The 18033-nt window shown below is 68.8% G+C and carries 17 protein-coding genes; 1 reads left to right on the forward strand and 16 read right to left on the reverse strand.

Translation table 11 applies throughout. The features are described 5' to 3' along the window. The first annotated feature begins 153 nt into the window (after positions 1–153). The gene (locus tag NWF34_RS00445) at positions 154–1074 is read left to right on the forward strand and encodes a peptidylprolyl isomerase (protein WP_024497164.1); all 921 of its coding nucleotides are present in this window, start codon (positions 154–156) and stop codon (positions 1072–1074) included. Between the two features lie 375 nt (positions 1075–1449). On the opposite strand, the gene NWF34_RS00450 is transcribed toward NWF34_RS00445, so the two are convergent. The 16 genes from NWF34_RS00450 to pdxS form a co-directional block, all read right to left on the reverse strand. Further along, entirely contained in the window at positions 1450–3825 is a 2376-nt protein-coding gene (locus NWF34_RS00450) for a bifunctional (p)ppGpp synthetase/guanosine-3',5'-bis(diphosphate) 3'-pyrophosphohydrolase (protein WP_024497165.1), read from the reverse strand. Positions 3826–3900: 75 nt separating this feature from the next. Next, a complete protein-coding gene (locus NWF34_RS00455; protein ID WP_024497166.1) occupies positions 3901–4476 on the reverse strand; it encodes an adenine phosphoribosyltransferase in 576 nt (191 codons plus the stop codon). Positions 4477–4516: 40 nt separating this feature from the next. After that, complete coding sequence (locus tag NWF34_RS00460; protein WP_258324019.1) at positions 4517–6232, reverse strand: ABC transporter substrate-binding protein; 1716 nt, start codon at positions 6230–6232, stop codon at positions 4517–4519. Between the two features lie 10 nt (positions 6233–6242). After that, complete coding sequence (gene secF, locus NWF34_RS00465) at positions 6243–7451, reverse strand: protein translocase subunit SecF (RefSeq protein WP_024497168.1); 1209 nt, start codon at positions 7449–7451, stop codon at positions 6243–6245. Further along, positions 7448–9142 carry a protein translocase subunit SecD gene (gene secD / locus NWF34_RS00470; RefSeq protein ID WP_024497169.1) on the reverse strand — a complete coding sequence of 565 codons (1695 nt, stop codon included), beginning with the start codon at positions 9140–9142 and terminating at the stop codon, positions 7448–7450. The genes secF and secD overlap by 4 nt, the downstream gene beginning before the upstream one ends. Positions 9143–9331: 189 nt before the next feature. Next, positions 9332–9718, reverse strand: coding sequence for a preprotein translocase subunit YajC (gene yajC / locus NWF34_RS00475; RefSeq protein ID WP_024497170.1), 387 nt, complete (start codon positions 9716–9718; stop codon positions 9332–9334). Between the two features lie 183 nt (positions 9719–9901). Continuing rightward, positions 9902–10990, reverse strand: coding sequence for a Holliday junction branch migration DNA helicase RuvB (gene ruvB, locus NWF34_RS00480; protein WP_258324020.1), 1089 nt, complete (start codon positions 10988–10990; stop codon positions 9902–9904). Beyond that, positions 10990–11583: a Holliday junction branch migration protein RuvA gene (gene ruvA / locus NWF34_RS00485; protein WP_024497172.1), complete on the reverse strand. Its 594-nt coding sequence runs from the start codon at positions 11581–11583 to the stop codon at positions 10990–10992. The genes ruvB and ruvA overlap by 1 nt, the downstream gene beginning before the upstream one ends. Next, positions 11580–12149, reverse strand: a complete 570-nt coding sequence (gene ruvC / locus NWF34_RS00490) for a crossover junction endodeoxyribonuclease RuvC (protein ID WP_006436340.1) — start codon at positions 12147–12149, stop codon at positions 11580–11582. The genes ruvA and ruvC overlap by 4 nt, the downstream gene beginning before the upstream one ends. Before the next feature lie 109 nt (positions 12150–12258). Then, complete coding sequence (locus tag NWF34_RS00495) at positions 12259–13014, reverse strand: YebC/PmpR family DNA-binding transcriptional regulator (protein ID WP_006436341.1); 756 nt, start codon at positions 13012–13014, stop codon at positions 12259–12261. A 138-nt stretch (positions 13015–13152) separates the two neighbouring features. Continuing rightward, a complete protein-coding gene (gene pdxT, locus NWF34_RS00500) occupies positions 13153–13773 on the reverse strand; it encodes a pyridoxal 5'-phosphate synthase glutaminase subunit PdxT (protein ID WP_258324021.1) in 621 nt (206 codons plus the stop codon). After that, on the reverse strand, positions 13770–14624 hold the full coding sequence (locus tag NWF34_RS00505) for an acyl-CoA thioesterase II (protein WP_258324022.1): 855 nt from the start codon (positions 14622–14624) through the stop codon (positions 13770–13772). Before NWF34_RS00505 ends, pdxT begins: the two co-directional genes overlap by 4 nt. Before the next feature lie 73 nt (positions 14625–14697). Then, a complete protein-coding gene (locus tag NWF34_RS00510; RefSeq protein ID WP_006436344.1) occupies positions 14698–15177 on the reverse strand; it encodes a LuxR C-terminal-related transcriptional regulator in 480 nt (159 codons plus the stop codon). Between the two features lie 160 nt (positions 15178–15337). Then, positions 15338–16126, reverse strand: a complete 789-nt coding sequence (locus NWF34_RS00515; protein ID WP_024497175.1) for a hypothetical protein — start codon at positions 16124–16126, stop codon at positions 15338–15340. 13 nt (positions 16127–16139) lie between these two features. Continuing rightward, positions 16140–16994, reverse strand: coding sequence for a PP2C family serine/threonine-protein phosphatase (locus NWF34_RS00520; protein ID WP_006436346.1), 855 nt, complete (start codon positions 16992–16994; stop codon positions 16140–16142). Positions 16995–17091: 97 nt separating this feature from the next. Next, on the reverse strand, positions 17092–18003 hold the full coding sequence (gene pdxS, locus NWF34_RS00525; protein WP_006436347.1) for a pyridoxal 5'-phosphate synthase lyase subunit PdxS: 912 nt from the start codon (positions 18001–18003) through the stop codon (positions 17092–17094). Positions 18004–18033 lie beyond the last annotated feature (30 nt).

Here is an 18033-nt window from a genome sequence, read left to right on the forward strand (position 1 = left end):
GGTGCGGTCGCGCTGGCACGCGTGCCGCGACACCCCACTCCACCACCCACTGAACGCTGTTCTCAGGTACAACTGGCACACTTGCCTCTCGAGTAAGTGACGTCCGCGCAGATCGTCGGCAGACTATGCCGGGATTCAGGAGGATCCACCCGCGTGACCACCAATGAGGAGCGCCGCGAGGCGGCCAAGCGGAAGCTCGAGGAACGCCTCGAAACCGAGCGTCTCGCACGGCGCAAGCGGAAGATCGTCATCGCCTCGGTCTCGACCGCCGTCGTGGTCGCCGTCGTCGCCGGCGTGACCGCCGTCGTGGTGAAGAAGATCATGGACGACCGGGAGGCCGCACGTTGGACCACCTGCGCGTTCGAGGACTCGCCGAGCCGGTTCGACCAGCTCCCCGACCAGGTTCCCGACACCGTGCCGGCCGATCAGAAGCCGCAGTACCAGGCCGAACTCGACGAGCTGAAGGCGGCGGCGAAGAACGAGCGCAAGTCCCCCAAGCCCGACGACAAGGTCCTGAAGTCCGGCACCGAGCAGGCCACCTTCACGACCACCCAGGGTGTCCTGCCGGTCACACTGGAACGTGACAGCGCCCCGTGCAATGTCGCCGCGGTCACCTCGCTGATCGAGAACAAGTTCTACGACGACACGACCTGCCACCGCATGACCACCAGCGACAAGCTGAAGATCCTGCAGTGCGGCGACCCGACCGGCACCGGCATGAGCGGGCCCGGCTGGACCAGCCCCGACGAGCCACCGACCGACCTGAAGAAGGTCGGACAGCCCGACCCGATGAGCGGATCGCAGCCGGTGGTCTACCCGCGCGGCACGGTGGCGATCGCCAACAGCAGCCAGGGCGGGCAGAACCCGAACACCGGGTCCAGCCAGTTGTTCATCGTGATCAACGACAGCGAACTCGGTCCCGACTACTCCATCGTGGGCAAGGTCGACGAGCCCGGCCTCGCCGTGCTGGACAAGGTCTACGCCGGCGGCATCACCCCCGGCCCGGCCGGCAGCCAACCCGGCGACGGCAAGCCGAAGCTCCCGGTGACGATCGAGACCGCGGTCATCGACTAGCGAAACCGGCTCCGACGACACAGATCCCGTTGCGTTCTGGCCCGGCTACCGGGACAAGACGCAACGGGATCTGTGGTTTCGACACGGCTCCTCGCTGCGCTCGGTGCCGGCTCAACCAGCGGGAGGTTTCCTCGCTTCGCTCGGTGTCGGCTCAACCAGCGGGAGGGTTCCTCGCTTCGCTCGGTGCCGGCTCAACCAGCAGGGAGGTTCCTCGCTGCGCTCGGTGCCGGCTCAACCAGCAGGAGGGTTCCTCGCTGCGCTCGGTGCCGGCTCAACCAGCGGGAGGGTTCCTCGCTTCGCTCGGTGCCGGCTCAACCAGCGCCCCGCTGGCCGAGTAGCGTCGACCGAGCGTAGCGAGGACGCCGCTACTCGAGGTCACGCCGCCGAGGTGACGCGGTAGACGTCGTAGACGCCCTCCACGTTGCGGACCACGTTGAGCACGTGGCCGAGGTGCTTGGGGTCGCCCATCTCGAAGGTGAACTTGCTGATGGCCACGCGGTCGCGGCTGGTGGTCACCGACGCCGAGAGGATGTTGACGCGTTCGTCGGCGAGCACCTTGGTGACGTCGGACAGCAGGCGGTGACGGTCGAGGGCCTCGACCTGGATGGCGACGAGGAAGACCGACTCCGGGGACGGCGCCCACGACACGTCGAGGATCCGTTCCGACTGCTGCTGGAGCGAGGTCGCATTGGTGCAGTCCGTGCGGTGCACGCTGATACCGCCGCCGCGGGTAACGAAGCCCATGATGTCGTCGCCTGGTACGGGCGTACAACATTTGGCGAGTTTGATCACCACGTTGTCGACGCCGTCGACGACCACGCCGGCATCTCCGCCCTGACGCGAGCGGGTCGGCATCGTCGACGGTGTGGACCGCTCGGCGAGCGCCTCCTCCGCGTCCTCGATACCACCCAGAGATGCCACGAGCCGGTTGACGACATGCCGTGCGGAGACATGATTCTCCCCCACCGCGGTGTACAGCGCGGTGACGTCGGTGTACCGCAGCTCCTTGGCGATCGCCGCCATCGACTCCGCCGACAGCAAGCGCTGCAACGGAAGTCCGCCGCGGCGGACCTCCTTGGCGATCGCATCCTTACCGGCTTCGAGGGCCTCCTCGCGGCGTTCCTTGGCGAACCACTGGCGGATCTTGGCCTTGGCCCGCGGCGACACCACGAAGGTCTGCCAGTCCTTCGACGGGCCGGCGGTGGGCGCCTTGGAGGTGAACACCTCCACCACCTCGCCGTTCTCGAGCTTGCGTTCGAGCGCGACCAGCCGGCCGTTGACGCGGGCACCGATACAGCGGTGACCGACCTCGGTGTGGACCGCGTAGGCGAAGTCGACCGGCGTCGAACCGGCCGGGAGGGTGACCACGTCGCCCTTCGGCGTGAAGACGAAGATCTCCCGGACCGCGAGGTCGTACCGCAACGATTCGAGGAACTCACCGGGGTCGGCGGCCTCACGCTGCCAGTCGAGCAGCTGGCGCATCCACGCCATGTCGTCGATCTCGGTGGTGTCGGACTTCTTGCCCGACTTCCGGTAGCCGTTCTCCTTGTAGCGCCAGTGGGCGGCGATGCCGAACTCGGCGGTCCGGTGCATCTCGTGCGTCCGGATCTGCACCTCGAGCGGCTTGCCCTCGGGCCCGATCACGGTGGTGTGCAACGACTGATAGACGCCGAAGCGCGGCTGGGCTATGTAGTCCTTGAAGCGTCCCGCCATGGGCTGCCACAACGAGTGGACGACGCCGACCGCGGCGTAGCAGTCACGGTCCTCTTCGCACAGGATGCGCATGCCGACCAGGTCGTGGATGTCGTCGAAGTCGCGTCCCTTGACGATCATCTTCTGATAGATCGACCAGTAGTGCTTGGGACGCCCCTCGACCGTCGCGTGGATCCGCGCCGCGGACAACGCGTTGTTGATGTCGGCACGCACCCGCGCGAGGTAGGTGTCACGCGACGGGGCGCGGTCGGCGACCAGACGCACGATCTCCTCGTAGCGCTTGGGGTGCAGGATCGCGAACGAGAGGTCCTCGAGCTCCCACTTCACGGTCGCCATACCGAGGCGATGCGCAAGCGGCGCAATGACTTCCAATGTCTCGCGCGCCTTGCGCGCCTGCTTCTCCGGCGGGAGGAACCGCATCGTCCGCATGTTGTGGAGCCGGTCGGCGACCTTGATCACGAGGACACGCGGGTCGCGGGCCATCGCGATGATCATCTTGCGGATGGTCTCGGCCTCGGCGGCACTGCCCAGCGCGACCTTGTCGAGTTTGGTCACGCCGTCGACGAGATGGGCGACCTCGGGGCCGAAGTCACGTTCGAGCGCCTGCAACGAGTAGCCGGTGTCCTCGACCGTGTCGTGCAGCAGCGCGGCGATCAGGGTGGTGGTGTCCATGCCGAGGTCGGCCAGGATCGTCGCGACCGCCAGCGGATGGGTGATGTACGGGTCGCCGGACTTGCGTTTCTGTCCGCTGTGGCGCTCCTCGGCGACGTCGTAGGCCCGCTGCAGCAGGGCGACGTCGGCCTTCGGGTAGATCTCGCGGTGCAGCGTGACCAGGGGCTCGAGGACCGGCCGGACCTGGCTGCGGGTGGCGGTCATGCGGCGGGCCAGACGGGCGCGCACGCGCCGCGAGGCGGATGGCGAGGTCGAGGTCGACGTCGCGGTGGGGACGCCGGGTCCGGTGCCCTCGCCGACCGGCGACGCAGACGAGTCGGCCGCGGGAGTCACGGAGCGCTCAGCCGTGCCGGATTCATCGGGCATCGCCGGTCCTCCTCCGTATGGTCCGTGTCCTGTCGTGGTCTCAATCGAGTCTAGATCCTCGGTCACCCGCGACCGTCAGTCGAGCGCCACCGAGTGGACGGGCACCTCTGGGCCCAGCCCGCGAGCGATCGTGTCGCGCCCGCCGAGCCCGACGAGCTCCATGATCACCGCGACGCCGGTGACACTCGCCCCGGCCCGGCTGAGCAGACCCGCAGCGGCCACCGCGGTACCGCCGGTGGCCAGCACGTCGTCGACGAGAAGGACGCGCTGCCCGCTCAGGTCGAGACCGTTGGCGGGGATCTCCAGCGTCGCGCTGCCGTATTCGAGGCTGTAGCTGACCGCGTGTACCGGAGGCGGCAGTTTGCCGCCCTTGCGCACCGCGAGCACCCCGACCTCGAGTTCGCGGGCGACCGCACCACCGAGGAGGAAGCCGCGTGCGTCGATGCCGGCGACGAGGTCGATCGCGCCGCAGCCGTGGGTCAGGGCCGTGACGATCGCGGACAATCCCTCCGCGTCGGCCAGGACCGGTGTCAGGTCCTTGAAGGCGATCCCGGCGCTCGGGAAGTCGTCGACGAGGCGGGTGTGCCGGGCGATCGCCGCCTGGGCACGTGCCACCGCTTCCGCGGTCCGTTCGGGTACCACGCCACCCATCAGTTCTCCCCTACCGCTTGTCTGCACTGCCACTCGACCGTCATTTGCCGATCGTCCATCGATCCATGTTCCACCCGGTGCCTGCGCGACTGAGTCCGGCCGCGACGCCACCCACCTGATCCTTCCACTGCCGTATGCGCGGCGCGGCGAACAGGGGGATCGACGGCATCGACGACCAGCTCGCGTTCTCGATCGAGCGGACCAGACGGAGCCGGTCGGGTACGGACACGGTGACCGCGAACTGGTCGATCCCACGACTGACCTGAGGGCCCCCGGTGCCGGAGAGGTTGAGCGGGTCACCGCCGCGCAGCGTGTAGGCGTCCCGGCTCGGGTCCGCGGCGCCGGATGCGGCGAAGGAGTCTCCCCCGGCCGTGATCAGGGCATCGACATCCTTGCCCAGTGATTCTGGTTGCACGTCGGGCGTGGCGACATCCTCGACGACGAATCCGGCTTCCCGGCAGGACGCCGCGATGGCCGCCACCATCTGCTGCCACCGCAGGGTCGGCGCCACGTACCCGATGCGGACACGACGCGGCTGCAGACCCGACGTCGTCGATGTCCCGTCCCCCGCGCCCTGACCGGTCGCGGCGCGCAGCAGCGTCCGTGCCCGTTCGAGATCCGGGCGCTCGTAGGCGCGGCCGAACTCGGTGTTCATCGGCCCGGCGAGGTTGTCGGCGGGTGCGAGCACGCGCAGATTCCACACCTGGGCGCCGCCGGAGAAGTCACGGGCGAGGTCGGCACGCGGAACGCAGGAGGCGAAGGCCTGCCGCATCCGCACGTCCCCGAAGACGCCTCGTCCCGCGAGCACGACCTGTTCCACGCCGAGCGCCCGGGCGGGTGAGGCCGGTCCGTCCGCGCCGGGTGTGCCGGCGATGTCACCCTCCACGATTCCCGCGGTGACGTCGACGATGTCGAACTTCCCGTCGGGAAGGCGGCGCGCCGAATCGGTGCCGCGGCCCCAGATCGCGATGCGCGAGGTCTCGGGCTTGTCGCCCCACCACGATTCGTTGGGGATCAGGACGAGTCCGCCCGACCGGGAGTAGCGGTCGATGCGGTATGGCCCGGAGGCCGGGAACCGCGCATGGTCGACCGGACCGAAGGTCAGATCGAAGCCCGTATTCCAGGCGGTGGCGATGCGGGCCAGCGCACCGCGGTCCATCGCCCGGATGGGGTCGACGACGTTGGCGACTCCGGCCTCGCGGGCCACCACGTGGGCGGGCAGCAGCGTGCCCGCGCCGAACAGCGACAGCCAGTCGCGGTACTCACGTCCTGGCGCGAACGTCACCGTCGCCGACTTCGCGCCGGGTGCGCACTCTACCTTCTCGATGTCGCGGTACCCGGCCGTCGTCGCCGGCGTGAAACCTGGGAAGCGCCCACTCATCGCTGCCCACGCCAACACCAGGTCGTCGCAGTCGAGGGCGACGTCGTCGGTGAAGGCGGCCTCGGGGGTGAACTCGTACCGCAGCGTCGTGGCGCGTCCGGGGATCCGGGTCACGGTGCCGACGTCGCGGTCCGGGATGACCTGCCCCCGGGGTCCGAGCAGGCTGAAACCCGGCAGGAGACGACTGGTCGCCATGATCACGCCGTCGGCGTTGCCGTCCACGGTGTTCGCGTTGTAGCTGGTCACGTGGGCGTCGACCACGTAGTCGAGGGTCGGTGGCCCGTCGTCCCCGCACGCCGTCAGGACGCCCGCGCCCGTGACGACCCCGACGAGCAGGCTCAGGACCCTGATGAACTCCCGGTGCCTGACGATCACGTCGGTGAGACTAGCGGTTGCGACGGCGTTTGCCGGTCGGTACCGCCCGGTCGGTGTCGTCCGTGTCGGCCGCGCCGCGGCGACGACGCACCGGCCGCTCGGTGTCGGTCGAGCCGGCGCCGGAAGTGATCCCGGCACGACGGTTCATCACCTTCGTGGTGTGCCGGGCGACGTCCGGACGGCGTTCCTTCAGCGTCACCAGCAGCGGCGCGGCGAGGAAGATCGACGAGTAGGCGCCGACCACGACGCCGACGAGCTGGATCAGGCCGAGGTCCTTCAGCGTGCCGACCCCGAGCAGCCACACCGCCACGACCATCAGGGCGATGATCGGCAGCACCGAGATGATCGTCGTGTTGATCGATCGCATCAGGGTCTGGTTGATGGCGAGGTTCGCCTGCTCGCCGTAGGTACGACGCGTCGTCTGCAGGACCGAGCGGGTGTTCTCGGCGACCTTGTCGAACACGACGACCGTGTCGTACAGCGAGAAGCCGAGGATGGTCAGCAGGCCGATCACCGTCGCCGGCGTCACCTCCCAGCCGACCAGCGAGTAGACACCCGCGGTGCACACGATGTCGAAGAACAGCGATGCCATGGCCGCGATCGACATCTCCCGGTCGAACCGGACGGCGATGTAGGCGAACACGATGACCAGGAACACCGCGAGCGCGAGAACCATCTTCTCGGTGATCTCACGGCCCCAGGTGGAACTGACGTCGGAGATGCTGACCTCGTTGGGTGCCAGCTCGGGACCGAACTCCGTGGCGAGCGCGCGCGTGACCGCCTCGGCCTGGGCGATGTCGAGGGTCTCGGTGCGCACCTGCACGGTGGCGCTGTCGCCGGCGCCCGCGGTCTGGACCGATTCGGGCTCTTCGCCGAGGGCCTCGGCGACGACCTTCTCGACCGAGTCCGCGGTGACCTCCGACGAGACGACGGGGACCGACATCTGGGTGCCGCCCTCGAAGTCGATGCCGAAGGTGAACCCGCGGATGGCGATCGACGCCAGGCAGATCAGCATGATCACGGCGGTGACGATGTACCAGGTCTTCCGCTTGCCCACGATCTCGAAGGCGCCGGTGCCGGTGTAGAGCCGGGCGAAGAACCCTCGCCGGGTGTCGGAGACGAAGTCGGCGTCGGTCCCGGTGGACGGCGCCGGCGGTTCGGCGACCGTGGTGCCGGTGGTCTCCCGCGCGTCCTTGTTCGGGTTGTCCGGACGGGTCATCGCACAGTCCCCTTCTCGCTGGTGGACGCGTCGACGCGGGCCGCTTCGGTGCCGGTGGCCTCGGCCTGGCGGCGGGCTGCGACCTTTCGCTCGCGGGCCACCTCGGTGACCGCGCCGAGGCCGTTGACGCTCGGCTTGGACAGGAACGCCGACCGGCTGGCGTAGACCACGAGTGGGTGGGTCACCAGGAAGACGACCATGACGTCGAGGATCGTGGTGAGGCCCAGCGTGAACGCGAAGCCGCGCACCTCGCCGATCGCCAGGATGTAGATCACCGCGGCGGCGATGAAGCTGACCGCGTTACCCGACCAGATGGTGCGGCGGGCGCTGGCCCAACCGCGTGGCACGGCCGAACGGAAACTCCGGCCCTCGCGCATCTCGTCCTTGATGCGTTCGAAGTAGACGACGAACGAGTCCGCGGTCATACCGATACCGATGATCAGACCGGCGATGCCGGCGAGGTCGAGCGTGAACCCGATCCAGCGTCCGAGCAGCACGATGATGCCGTAGACCATCGCACCGGCGAGCACCAGTGACAGCGTCGTCAGGAGGCCGAGCATCCGGTAGTAGGCCAGCGCGTAGATCAACACCGCGACGAGACCGATCGCGCCGGCGAGCAGACCTGCCTTCAGCGACGAGAGACCCAGTGTCGCCGAGACGGTTTCGGCATCGGAGGCATTGAACGACAGGGGCAGCGAGCCGTACTTCAGCACGTTCGCGAGCTCGTTCGACGACTTCTCGGTGAACGGGTCGGCGCTGCTGCCGCTGATGCGGGTCTGGCCACCGGGGATCGGCTCGTTGATCGCAGGCGCCGAGACGACCGCCGAGTCGAGGGTGAACGCGGTCTGCGTGCGGTTGGGGGCCTCCTGCGCGGTGTACTTGGGCCAGAAGTCCGCGGCCTTGCCCTTGAACTCGAGGGTGACGACCCACTCACCGGTCTGCGGATCGGTGCCGGCGGACGCGTCCTTGATGTCGCGACCGTCGATGATCTGCGGGCCGAGGAGGTAGACCTCCTTGCCGTCGGTGGAACAGGCCACCAGGTACTGGTCGGGCAGGTCGTTGCCCCGGAGGGGGTCGTTGGCGGTCGGCGAGCAGTCCATTTTCGCCATCTGCTCCTGCAGCGGCACCAGCTGTTCCTGCTTGGCGTCGCCGGGGGCCTGGCGGAGCTTGCGCTGTTCGGCGATCGCCGCCGCGGCCACCTCGGTGGGCATTGCGTCGGCCTGTTTCGCGGTCTGGTCCTCCGGCTTCGGCGGCTGCGGGGTCGCCGCGGTGGCGCCGACCACCGGCCGCACGTACAGCCGCGCGGTCTGACTCAGCGACTTGGCCTGCGCGCCGTCCTCGCCGGGCACCGTGATCACGAGGTTGTTGCCGGTGACGACGACCTCGGAGCCGGACACACCGAGCCCGTTCACACGCTGCTCGATGATCTGCTTGGCCTGGTCGAGCTGTTGCCGCGTCGGCTCCTTGCCGTCCTCGGTGCGCGCGGTGAGCGTCACCCGGGTTCCGCCCTGGAGGTCGATGCCCAGCTTGGGTTCGAGCGTCTGGGGACCGGTGAAGTAGATCAGCCCGTACACGACGGCGAGGAGCGCGAGGAAGGCCACGAGCGGACGCCACGGCGGGATCTCTCGACTCGGTCGCGACCGCTTGCCGGCGGGCTTGTCCGCCTTTGCAGTCGAACGAGGAGTAGTCACAGCTGTTCAGGTCTCCTTTGGGAACGTCAACCGGCCGAGGATGCTGGGACCGCATGACCCACCGACTCCGAAGGTCTGCGTGCGCGCGCCGAGATCACAGCGCGGCACGCAGACCTCAGCAGGACAGGTGTTGCGCGGGAGGTGGGCAGGAGGCGCCACGCCGTTGGACGGCGCGGCGCTGCGCGGGGATTACTTGTCGGTGTCGCGCGCGTCGTCGGACGACGGCTTGTCCAGGCTCACCGAGTCCGAGTGGTCGGCGTAGTCGTCGTACTCGACCTCGGGTGCGGTGTGGCCCGCGTAGGTGGCGGCGGCCTCGTCGGTGGGGATGACGCGCATGATCGCGAGGCGGTTCCAGCGGGTCATCACGCCGGTGGCGATCTCCACATCGACGAAATCCGACGACGTGGCGTCGATGACGGTGCCGTACAGGCCGGAGGTCAGCTGGATACGCGCACCCGTGGACACCGAGTTCTGCATGTCCTGCATCTCGGCCATGCGCTTCTTCTGCTTCCGCATCGACAAGAACATGAAGCCGGCGAGAAGGGCCAGCAAGAGGGGGAAGAGCAGAGCGTCCATGGGTGAGAGTCAGTCCTTTGTGTTTTCGGGGTGTACCGCGTGGACCCCCGCCCCGCGCCGACGGGCGTGAGGCGGCAACGGCCACGCTGTGCTCCACACAGTGTGCCACGTCCGCCGGCAAGATCATCCCCGCAGGTGGTGCCCCGCGTCACATGCGGCGACGTCACGCAGCGCGGGTGGGGGTCACAGCTCGTCGAACAGGGGGTCCGTTCCGATGTCGCGAGGCCGGGTGCCGAAGGACGCGTTCATCGCGCCGGCGGGCGGCGTCAGACCGAGGTGATGCCACGCCGCTGCGGTGGCGACCCGGCCACGCGGCGTGCGGGCGATCATCCCCGCGCGGACGAGGAAGGGCTCGCAGACCTCTTCGACGGTCGCGGGCTCCTCGCCCACCGCCACGGCGAGCGTCGACACCCCGACCGGTCCCCCGCCGAACGCCCGGATCAGAGCGTCGAGGACGGCCCGGTCGAGGCGGTCGAAGCCCAGTTCGTCCACGTCGTAGACCGCGAGCGCGGCCCGGGCGACGTCGACGGTGATCGAGCCGTCACCGCGGACCTCGGCGTAGTCACGGACACGGCGAAGCAGACGGTTGGCGATGCGGGGCGTGCCGCGCGAGCGGCGCGCGATCTCCTCCGAGGCGTCGGGACGCAGTCCCATGCCGAGGATTCCCGCGGAACGGTTCAGGACCTGGACGAGTTCGGCCGGGTCGTAGAACTCCATGTGCGCGGTGAACCCGAAGCGGTCGCGCAGCGGGCCGGTCAGCGAGCCCGAGCGAGTGGTGGCGCCGACCAGGGTGAACGGGGCGACGTCCAGCGGAATCGACGTGGCGCCCGGCCCCTTGCCGACCACCACGTCGACGCGGAAGTCCTCCATCGCGAGGTACAGCATCTCCTCGGCCGGCCGGGCGATGCGGTGGATCTCGTCGATGAACAGGACGTCACCCTCGACGAGATTCGACAGCATCGCGGCGAGGTCACCGGCGCGTTCGAGCGCCGGTCCCGACGTCACGCGGATCGCGGCGCCCATCTCCGAGGCGATGATCATGGCGAGCGAGGTCTTGCCGAGTCCCGGTGGGCCGGACAGCAGGATGTGGTCGGGGGTCCCGCCGCGTCCCTTCGCCCCGTGCAGGACGAGCTCGAGCTGTTCGCAGACGCGCGGTTGACCGATGAAGTCGGCCAGCGACCGGGGACGCAGGCCTGCGTCGAGGTCACCGTCGGAACGGACCGGTGTCGCGTTGACCTCGCGTTCCTCGAGGTCGTCGGGGTCGCCCGTCATCACGAGGCCTTGCCCAGCAGCGCCAACGAGCGGCGGAGCGCGGTGGAGGCGTCGGCGTCGGGATTCTCGGCGAGCACCGCGGTGACCGCCTTCTCGGCCGGGCCGGCGGTGAAGCCGAGGCCGACGAGCGCCTCGGCGACCTGTTCGCGGATTCCGCCGGCGACGACGGTGCCGGCCGACGTGTCGCCCGCCGGCCGGTCGACCTTGTCCCGGAGTTCGACGCAGAGTCGTTCGGCGACGCGCTTGCCGATGCCGGGCACCGACGTCAGCGCCTTGGTGTCGGAGTCGGCGAGTGCGCGACGCAACGCCTCCGGCTCGAGGACTGCGAGAGTCGCCATCGCCAGCCGCGGACCGACCCCGGTCACCGTCTGCAGCAGCGCGAACAGCGCGCGGGCGTCGGGTTCGGTGAACCCGTACAGCGTCATCGAGTCCTCGCGGACGATCATCGAGGTGAGAAGCGTCGCCTCGTCGCCGCGCCGCAGCCGCGACAACGTCACCGGGGTCGCGAGCACCCGGTAACCGACTCCGGCACAGTCGATCACGGCATGGTCGAGGGCGATCTCGAGAACCGGACCGCGGACTGACGCGATCATGCGCGACTCCCCTCTCGTGCCTGGGCGAGCCGCTGACGGTGCTTCGCGGCGGCCGCGTCGGCCTGTTTCTGCGCGGCGGCCATCCGCTCCATCATGGGCCCGCGCCAGCAGTGACAGATCGCGAGCGCGAGTGCGTCCGCGGCGTCGGCGGGTTTCGGCTTGGTCTGCATGCCGAGAATCCGGGTGACCATCGCGGTGACCTGCGCCTTGTCCGCGCGACCGCTGCCGGTGACGGCGGCCTTGACCTCCGACGGCGTGTGGAAGCGTACGGGTACGCCACGCTGGCTCGCCGCGAGCGCGATCACGCCGCCGGCCTGCGCGGTACCCATCGCGGTCGACACCTGGTTCTGCGCGAAGACCCGTTCGATGGCGACCACATCGGGCTGATGGACATCGAGCCAGTGACACGCCGAGGTGTAGACGGCCAGCAGACGCTCGGCCAGTTCCATGTCGCTCGGCGTGCGCACCACGTCCACGTCGAGTGCGGTCACCGACCTCCCACGACCCGACTCCACCAGTGCGATACCGCACCGGGTGAGACCCGGATCGACGCCCATGACGCGCACTCGTACCCTCCCAGGAATCCGAACAGTGTTACGAACAGTTGTTCGAGATCCTATCGGGGCGCGGGGACAACTCCGATGATCAACACGCCCTCGTGAAGGCGGTGGGCGATCAGTCGTTCTCGAGCTCGGCGAGGACCTCGTCGCTGATGTCGACGTTGCTGTAGACGTTCTGCACGTCGTCGGAGTCCTCGAGTGCGTCGATCAGCTTGAAGACCTTGCGCGCGCCGTCGGCATCGACGGCGACCTCCACCGATGCGCGGAAGCTGGCCTCGGCCGAGTCGTAGTCGATACCCGCGTCCTGCAGGGCGCTGCGCACCGCGACCAGGTCGGTCGGCTCGCTGACGATCTCGAAGGTGTCCCCGAGATCGGTGACCTCTTCGGCACCGGCGTCGAGCACGGCCATCAGGACGTCGTCCTCGGACTGGCCGTTCTTCTCGAGCGTGACGACGCCCTTACGGGTGAACAGGTACGACACCGAGCCCGGGTCGGCCATGTTGCCGCCGTTGCGGGTCATCGCGGTGCGGACCTCACCGGCGGCGCGGTTGCGGTTGTCGGTGAGGCACTCGATCAGGATCGCCACGCCGTTGGGGCCGTAGCCCTCGTACATGATGGTCTGCCAGTCGGCGCCGCCCGCCTCTTCACCACCGCCGCGCTTACGGGCGCGTTCGATGTTGTCGTTGGGCACCGAGGACTTCTTCGCCTTCTGGATGGCGTCGAAGAGAGTGGGGTTGCCGGCCGGGTCACCACCGCCGGTACGTGCCGCCACCTCGATGTTCTTGATGAGCTTGGCGAACATCTTGCCGCGCTTGGCATCGATGACCGCCTTCTTGTGCTTGGTGGTGGCCCATTTGGAATGGCCGCTCATGTCCGTCCTTTCCCGGTGCCGGTGCGCGGCGGGGGGTGCCCGCGGCACGCTGCCGGGCCCACGAGCCCCACATCCGGCGTTCCTCTACCTGCCGACTCCTGCCGCAGGCGCTTGCACTATCGCTGGTTCGGCACGATCTTACCGACGCACCATCTCCACGAAGTATTCATGTACACGACGGTCGCCGGTCACTTCCGGATGGAATGACGTCGCGAGCACCTTCCCCTGGCGTACGGCGACGATCCTCCCCTCGGCCGGACCCCGTGGGACCCGGGCGAGAACCTCGACGTCGGGCGAGATCGACTCGACCCACGGCGCCCGGATGAAGACCGCGCGCATCGCCGGGGCGCCGACGCGATCGGTGATGCCGGCGAAGTCGAGATCGGTCTCGAAACTCTCCACCTGACGACCGAAGGCGTTGCGGCGCACCGTGATGTCGAGGGCGTCGAGGTGCCGCGCGTCGGGACGGGTGTCGAGGATGGTGGAGGCGAGCATGATCATGCCCGCGCAGGAACCGTAGGCCGGCAGTCCGTCGGAGAGGCGCTCGACGAGTGGATCGAAGAGATCGACGATGCCGAGCAGCTTGCTCATCGTCGTCGACTCCCCGCCCGGGATGACGATGCCGTCGATCTCGTCGAGTTCGGCCCGCCTGCGGATGGGCAGGGCCTCGGCGCCGCTGGCGTGCAGGGCGTGGACGTGCTCGCGCACGTCACCCTGTAGCGCGAGAACCCCGATCCGCGGTCGCGATCCGGCGCTCACCGATCGGTCCGGGCGTGCTGATCTTCGGGCATCTCGCGACCGGTGCGCGCGAGTCCCTCTTGCGTGACGGCCGCGACCATGCGTCCCTGCCGGTCGAAGATGCGGCCCTGCGTCAGGGCGCGGCCGCCGTCGGCCGACGGCGAGGTCTGGTCGTAGAGCAACCAGTCGTCGGCGCGGAACGGGCGCATGAACCACATCGCGTGGTCCAGGGAGGCGACCTGGGGGTTGACCTCGGGGTGGGGCACCCGCGACGACCCGAGGAGCGTCATGTCACTCATGTAGGCGAGCGTCCCCACGTGGAACACCGTGTCGGCGGGCAGCGGATGCCGATAACGGAACCAGACCCGTTGCTGCGCAGCGAAATAGGGCGAGGTCACCATTTTCTCGGGCGGCACGATGCGGAGGTCGAAGTTGCGCCACTCCTTGAACACCGCTCGCTCTTCCTCCGCGAGCTCGTCGAGGCGGTCGTTGAGTTCTTCGGGGTCCGGGACCGGTGGCATGCGGTCCTGGTGTTCATAGCCCTGGTCGGTGCGGACGTGGAACGAGGCCGACATCGTGAAAATCGCCTCGCCGCGCTGGATTCCGGTGACCCGCCGGGTGACGAAGGAACGACCGTCACGGACGCGGTCGACGAGGAACACGGCGGGAATGTCCGGGTCACCGGGCCGCAGGAAGTATCCGTGCAGTGAATGGACGTAATAGTCGGCGTCGACCGTGCGCGTCGCCGACATCAGCGCCTGTCCGGCAACCTGTCCGCCGAATGTGCGCTGGAGGTGACTCGGGAACGCACCACCCCGGTAGATGTCGGTCTCGATCCGCTCGACCTGGAGTATGTCCTCGATGGCTGCCACGCAGACCAGTATTCCGCACCGGACGACCCGGCCGGAGGCCGGACCACAGAGTTCCCCGGTCCGGACGTCGGCGTCAGAGCTCGTCGAGCGTCATGATCCCGTCCTGGATGGCGCGGGCGACGAGCGACGCCTTGGTGGGTGCGGGACGACCGATCTCGGCGTACTTGGCGCGAATCCGGGTCAGATGGGTGTTGACCGTGCCCAGCGAGATGTAGAGCTCCTGGGCGACGGCGGGCTTGGAGTCGACGAGCATCCAGGTCCGGAGCACCTCGACCTCGCGGGAGGTGAGGTTCGGCTTCGCGCGACCGGTGGAGGTCTCCACCTTCACCGCGCTCTCCGCGACCGGCATCGGCGAGGCGACGCGGTGCAGGTGGGGGTGACCCGCGCGGTGGCCGAGTCCGGGCTGACTCTGGCGGGAGACCTGTCCGGGAAGCGGCATCCGGCGGGCTGCGAGACGGGCCAGAGCCTCCTGCCGGCGGGCCTGCGCCTCGGCGTCGCGTCGAGCGTTGATCTGGCGCAGGTGCTGGGGGGCCGGGTGGGCGATCGCAGTCATGTGTGCTTCCTCTTCACTCAATCGAACCGGATGGTCGGTGCCGGGTCGTTCCGGCGATGAGTTGAAGATTATGAGCGTTTCGCGTCCCGGTCGATGGGGAGAACTCCCCACCGCATGGGGAGAACTACCCATGCCATGACCGCAGGTCAGACGGTCGGCATCAGCCGGCGGCGTTCCTCGCCGCCTCGGCGTCGATGAGCGGGAGGTCTTCGCGGGTCACAATGCGCGAGGACACCGCGTACTCGACGAGCTTGGTCCGGCGGTTGCTGGCGAGTTTGCCACCACCGCCGCGCATTCCGCTGACGCCGAGCTGGTCGAGCTTGTCGCAGACGTTGTCGAGCTTGCGGTTGAACTTGGTCAGCGGCCAGCCCAGGCGCCGCGCCGCCTGTGCCGAGGACGGGATCGCCGAGGCGCCGGTCCCCTCGCGGCGCAGGATCTCCTCTGCCAGCACGACGATCAGCAGCTTCTGGCTCTCGGTCAGGGTCGGAACGCCCTGGGTGGTGTGGCCGCCGCTGAACTCCGGGCGCGTCACCGACTTCACCTGCGGCGCACGGGCGAACACGCTCAGCTCGTAGGTGGTGGGTCCGGCGGTGAACACGATGGTCGTCTCGCCGAACACGAGCGGCATCCGCGCGCCCGGGCCGAGCGTGGCCGAGAAGCCGACGTCGCCTGCGGAGACGCTCGCCGACAGGTGGGTGCCCAGATTGGTCAGCCACCACAGCCCGTTCTCGTTGTGCACCACCAGGAATCGGCGGTGGAGATACGGGTTGTCGTCGATGGACAGATCGGCCTCGCGCCCGATGAAGAAGCGCCGCTCGGCATCGAGTGCGATCCGTTCGCCGCAGTACTCGACATAGGTTGCGCCGGCGTCCATCCCGGTGTCGGCGCCCTCGGAGGCACTCGGAGTCCCGGGGTGGTCGTGCACCGAGGGGTCGTGACCTGTATTCATCAGATCGCCGCGGTCACTCGGGGCCGGCGACCGTCGCCTCGCCGGTGGTCTCCCCGTCGAGAGCGGGCATCGTCAGGGTCGGGACCGACTCGTGCACGGTCACCACGATGACGGTGACGTTGTCGTGGGCGCCGAGCGCGAGCGCCGCGTCGACGAGACGTTCGGCGGCTTCGTCAGAGGTCGACGCGTTGGCGAGGATGTCGCCGATCTCCTCGTCGGGCAGTTCACCGGTGAGCCCGTCGGTACACAGGAGCAGGACGTCGCCCGGGAAGGCCGGCGTGTTGAAGAAGTCCGGGACAGGGTCGACCATCCCCGCACCGAGTGCGCGGGTGATGACGTTGCGGCGCGGGTCGGTTCGCGCCTCCTCCGGCGTCAGGAAGCCCGCGTCGATGAATTCCTGGACCTGCGAGTGGTCGGTCGTCAGCTGCTGCAGCGACCCGTTCTGGTACCGGTAGGTGCGCGAGTCGCCGATGTTCAGGACCAGCCAGTGCGGACTCTGTTCGTGGGTGACGAGCACGGCGCCGGTGGCGGTGGTACCCGCGCGGCGGTCGGTCTCGGTGTCGATCTCGCCGATGCGGCGCTGCGCGGCGACCAGCAGATCGTCGAGCTGGAGCCTGGTGGCGTTCAGTTCGCCGGCGCTCGTCGCCTCGGCGAGGGTGAGCAGCGCGGCCTCGCTGGCGAGTTCGCCGCTGTCGTGACCGCCCATGCCGTCGGCGATGAGGTACATGCCCGGAAGGGCGAGTGCGGCGTCCTCGTTGGTCTCGCGGACCCGTCCGACGTTGCACGCCGCCGACCACTCGAGCCGCAAGTCACCCACGATGTGTGTGCCCGAGACCGAGGTGTCCCGAACGATGGTCGCCGCATCCATGATCAGCAGATCCTACCGCCGGAACACCCCCGGCTCGCTACGCATGTCGACTGTTCGGTCTCCGGCGTGTTGAACAGGGGCGTTCCGGCGGTCGGGGTCACCAGCCGCGCTCGGCCAGGCGGTGCGGCTGCGGGATGTCGTCGACGTTGATGCCGACCATGGCCTCGCCCAGACCGCGCGAGACCTTGGCCAGCACGTCGGGGTCGTCGTGGAAGGTGGTGGCCTGCACGATCGCGGCCGCACGCTGAGCCGGGTTGCCGGACTTGAAGATCCCCGAACCCACGAACACACCCTCGGCGCCGAGCTGCATCATCATCGCCGCATCCGCCGGGGTGGCGATACCGCCGGCGGTGAACAGCGTCACCGGCAGCTTGCCGGCCTCGGCGACCTCGACCACCAGGTCGTAGGGAGCCTGCAGTTCCTTTGCCGCCACGTACAACTCGTCCTTCGGCAGCGACGTCAGGCGGCGGATCTCGTCGCGGATCTTGCGCATGTGCGTCGTGGCGTTGGACACGTCACCGGTACCGGCCTCACCCTTGGAACGGATCATCGCCGCACCCTCGGTGATACGACGCAGCGCCTCACCCAGGTTGGTCGCACCGCACACGAACGGCACGGTGAACGCCCACTTGTCGATGTGGTTGGAGTAGTCGGCCGGGGTCAGCACCTCGGACTCGTCGACGTAGTCCACGCCCAGACTCTGCAGGATCTGCGCCTCGACGAAATGCCCGATGCGCGCCTTGGCCATCACCGGGATCGACACCGCGGAGATGATCCCGTCGATCATGTCCGGGTCGCTCATCCGCGAGACCCCACCCTGGGCGCGGATGTCGGCGGGCACCCGCTCGAGAGCCATCACGGCCACCGCGCCGGCGTCCTCGGCGATCTTCGCCTGCTCAGGGGTGACCACATCCATGATCACGCCGCCCTTGAGCATCTCGGCCATCCCCCGCTTGACCCGGGCGGTGCCCTGACCGACCTCGGGAACGGTCGCGCCGTTGTGACTCACTGATTTCTCCTCATGTCGCTGTCTCGGCGT

It is taken from the genome of Gordonia sp. GONU (assembly GCF_024733855.1).
Lineage (GTDB): Bacteria > Actinomycetota > Actinomycetes > Mycobacteriales > Mycobacteriaceae > Gordonia > Gordonia amicalis.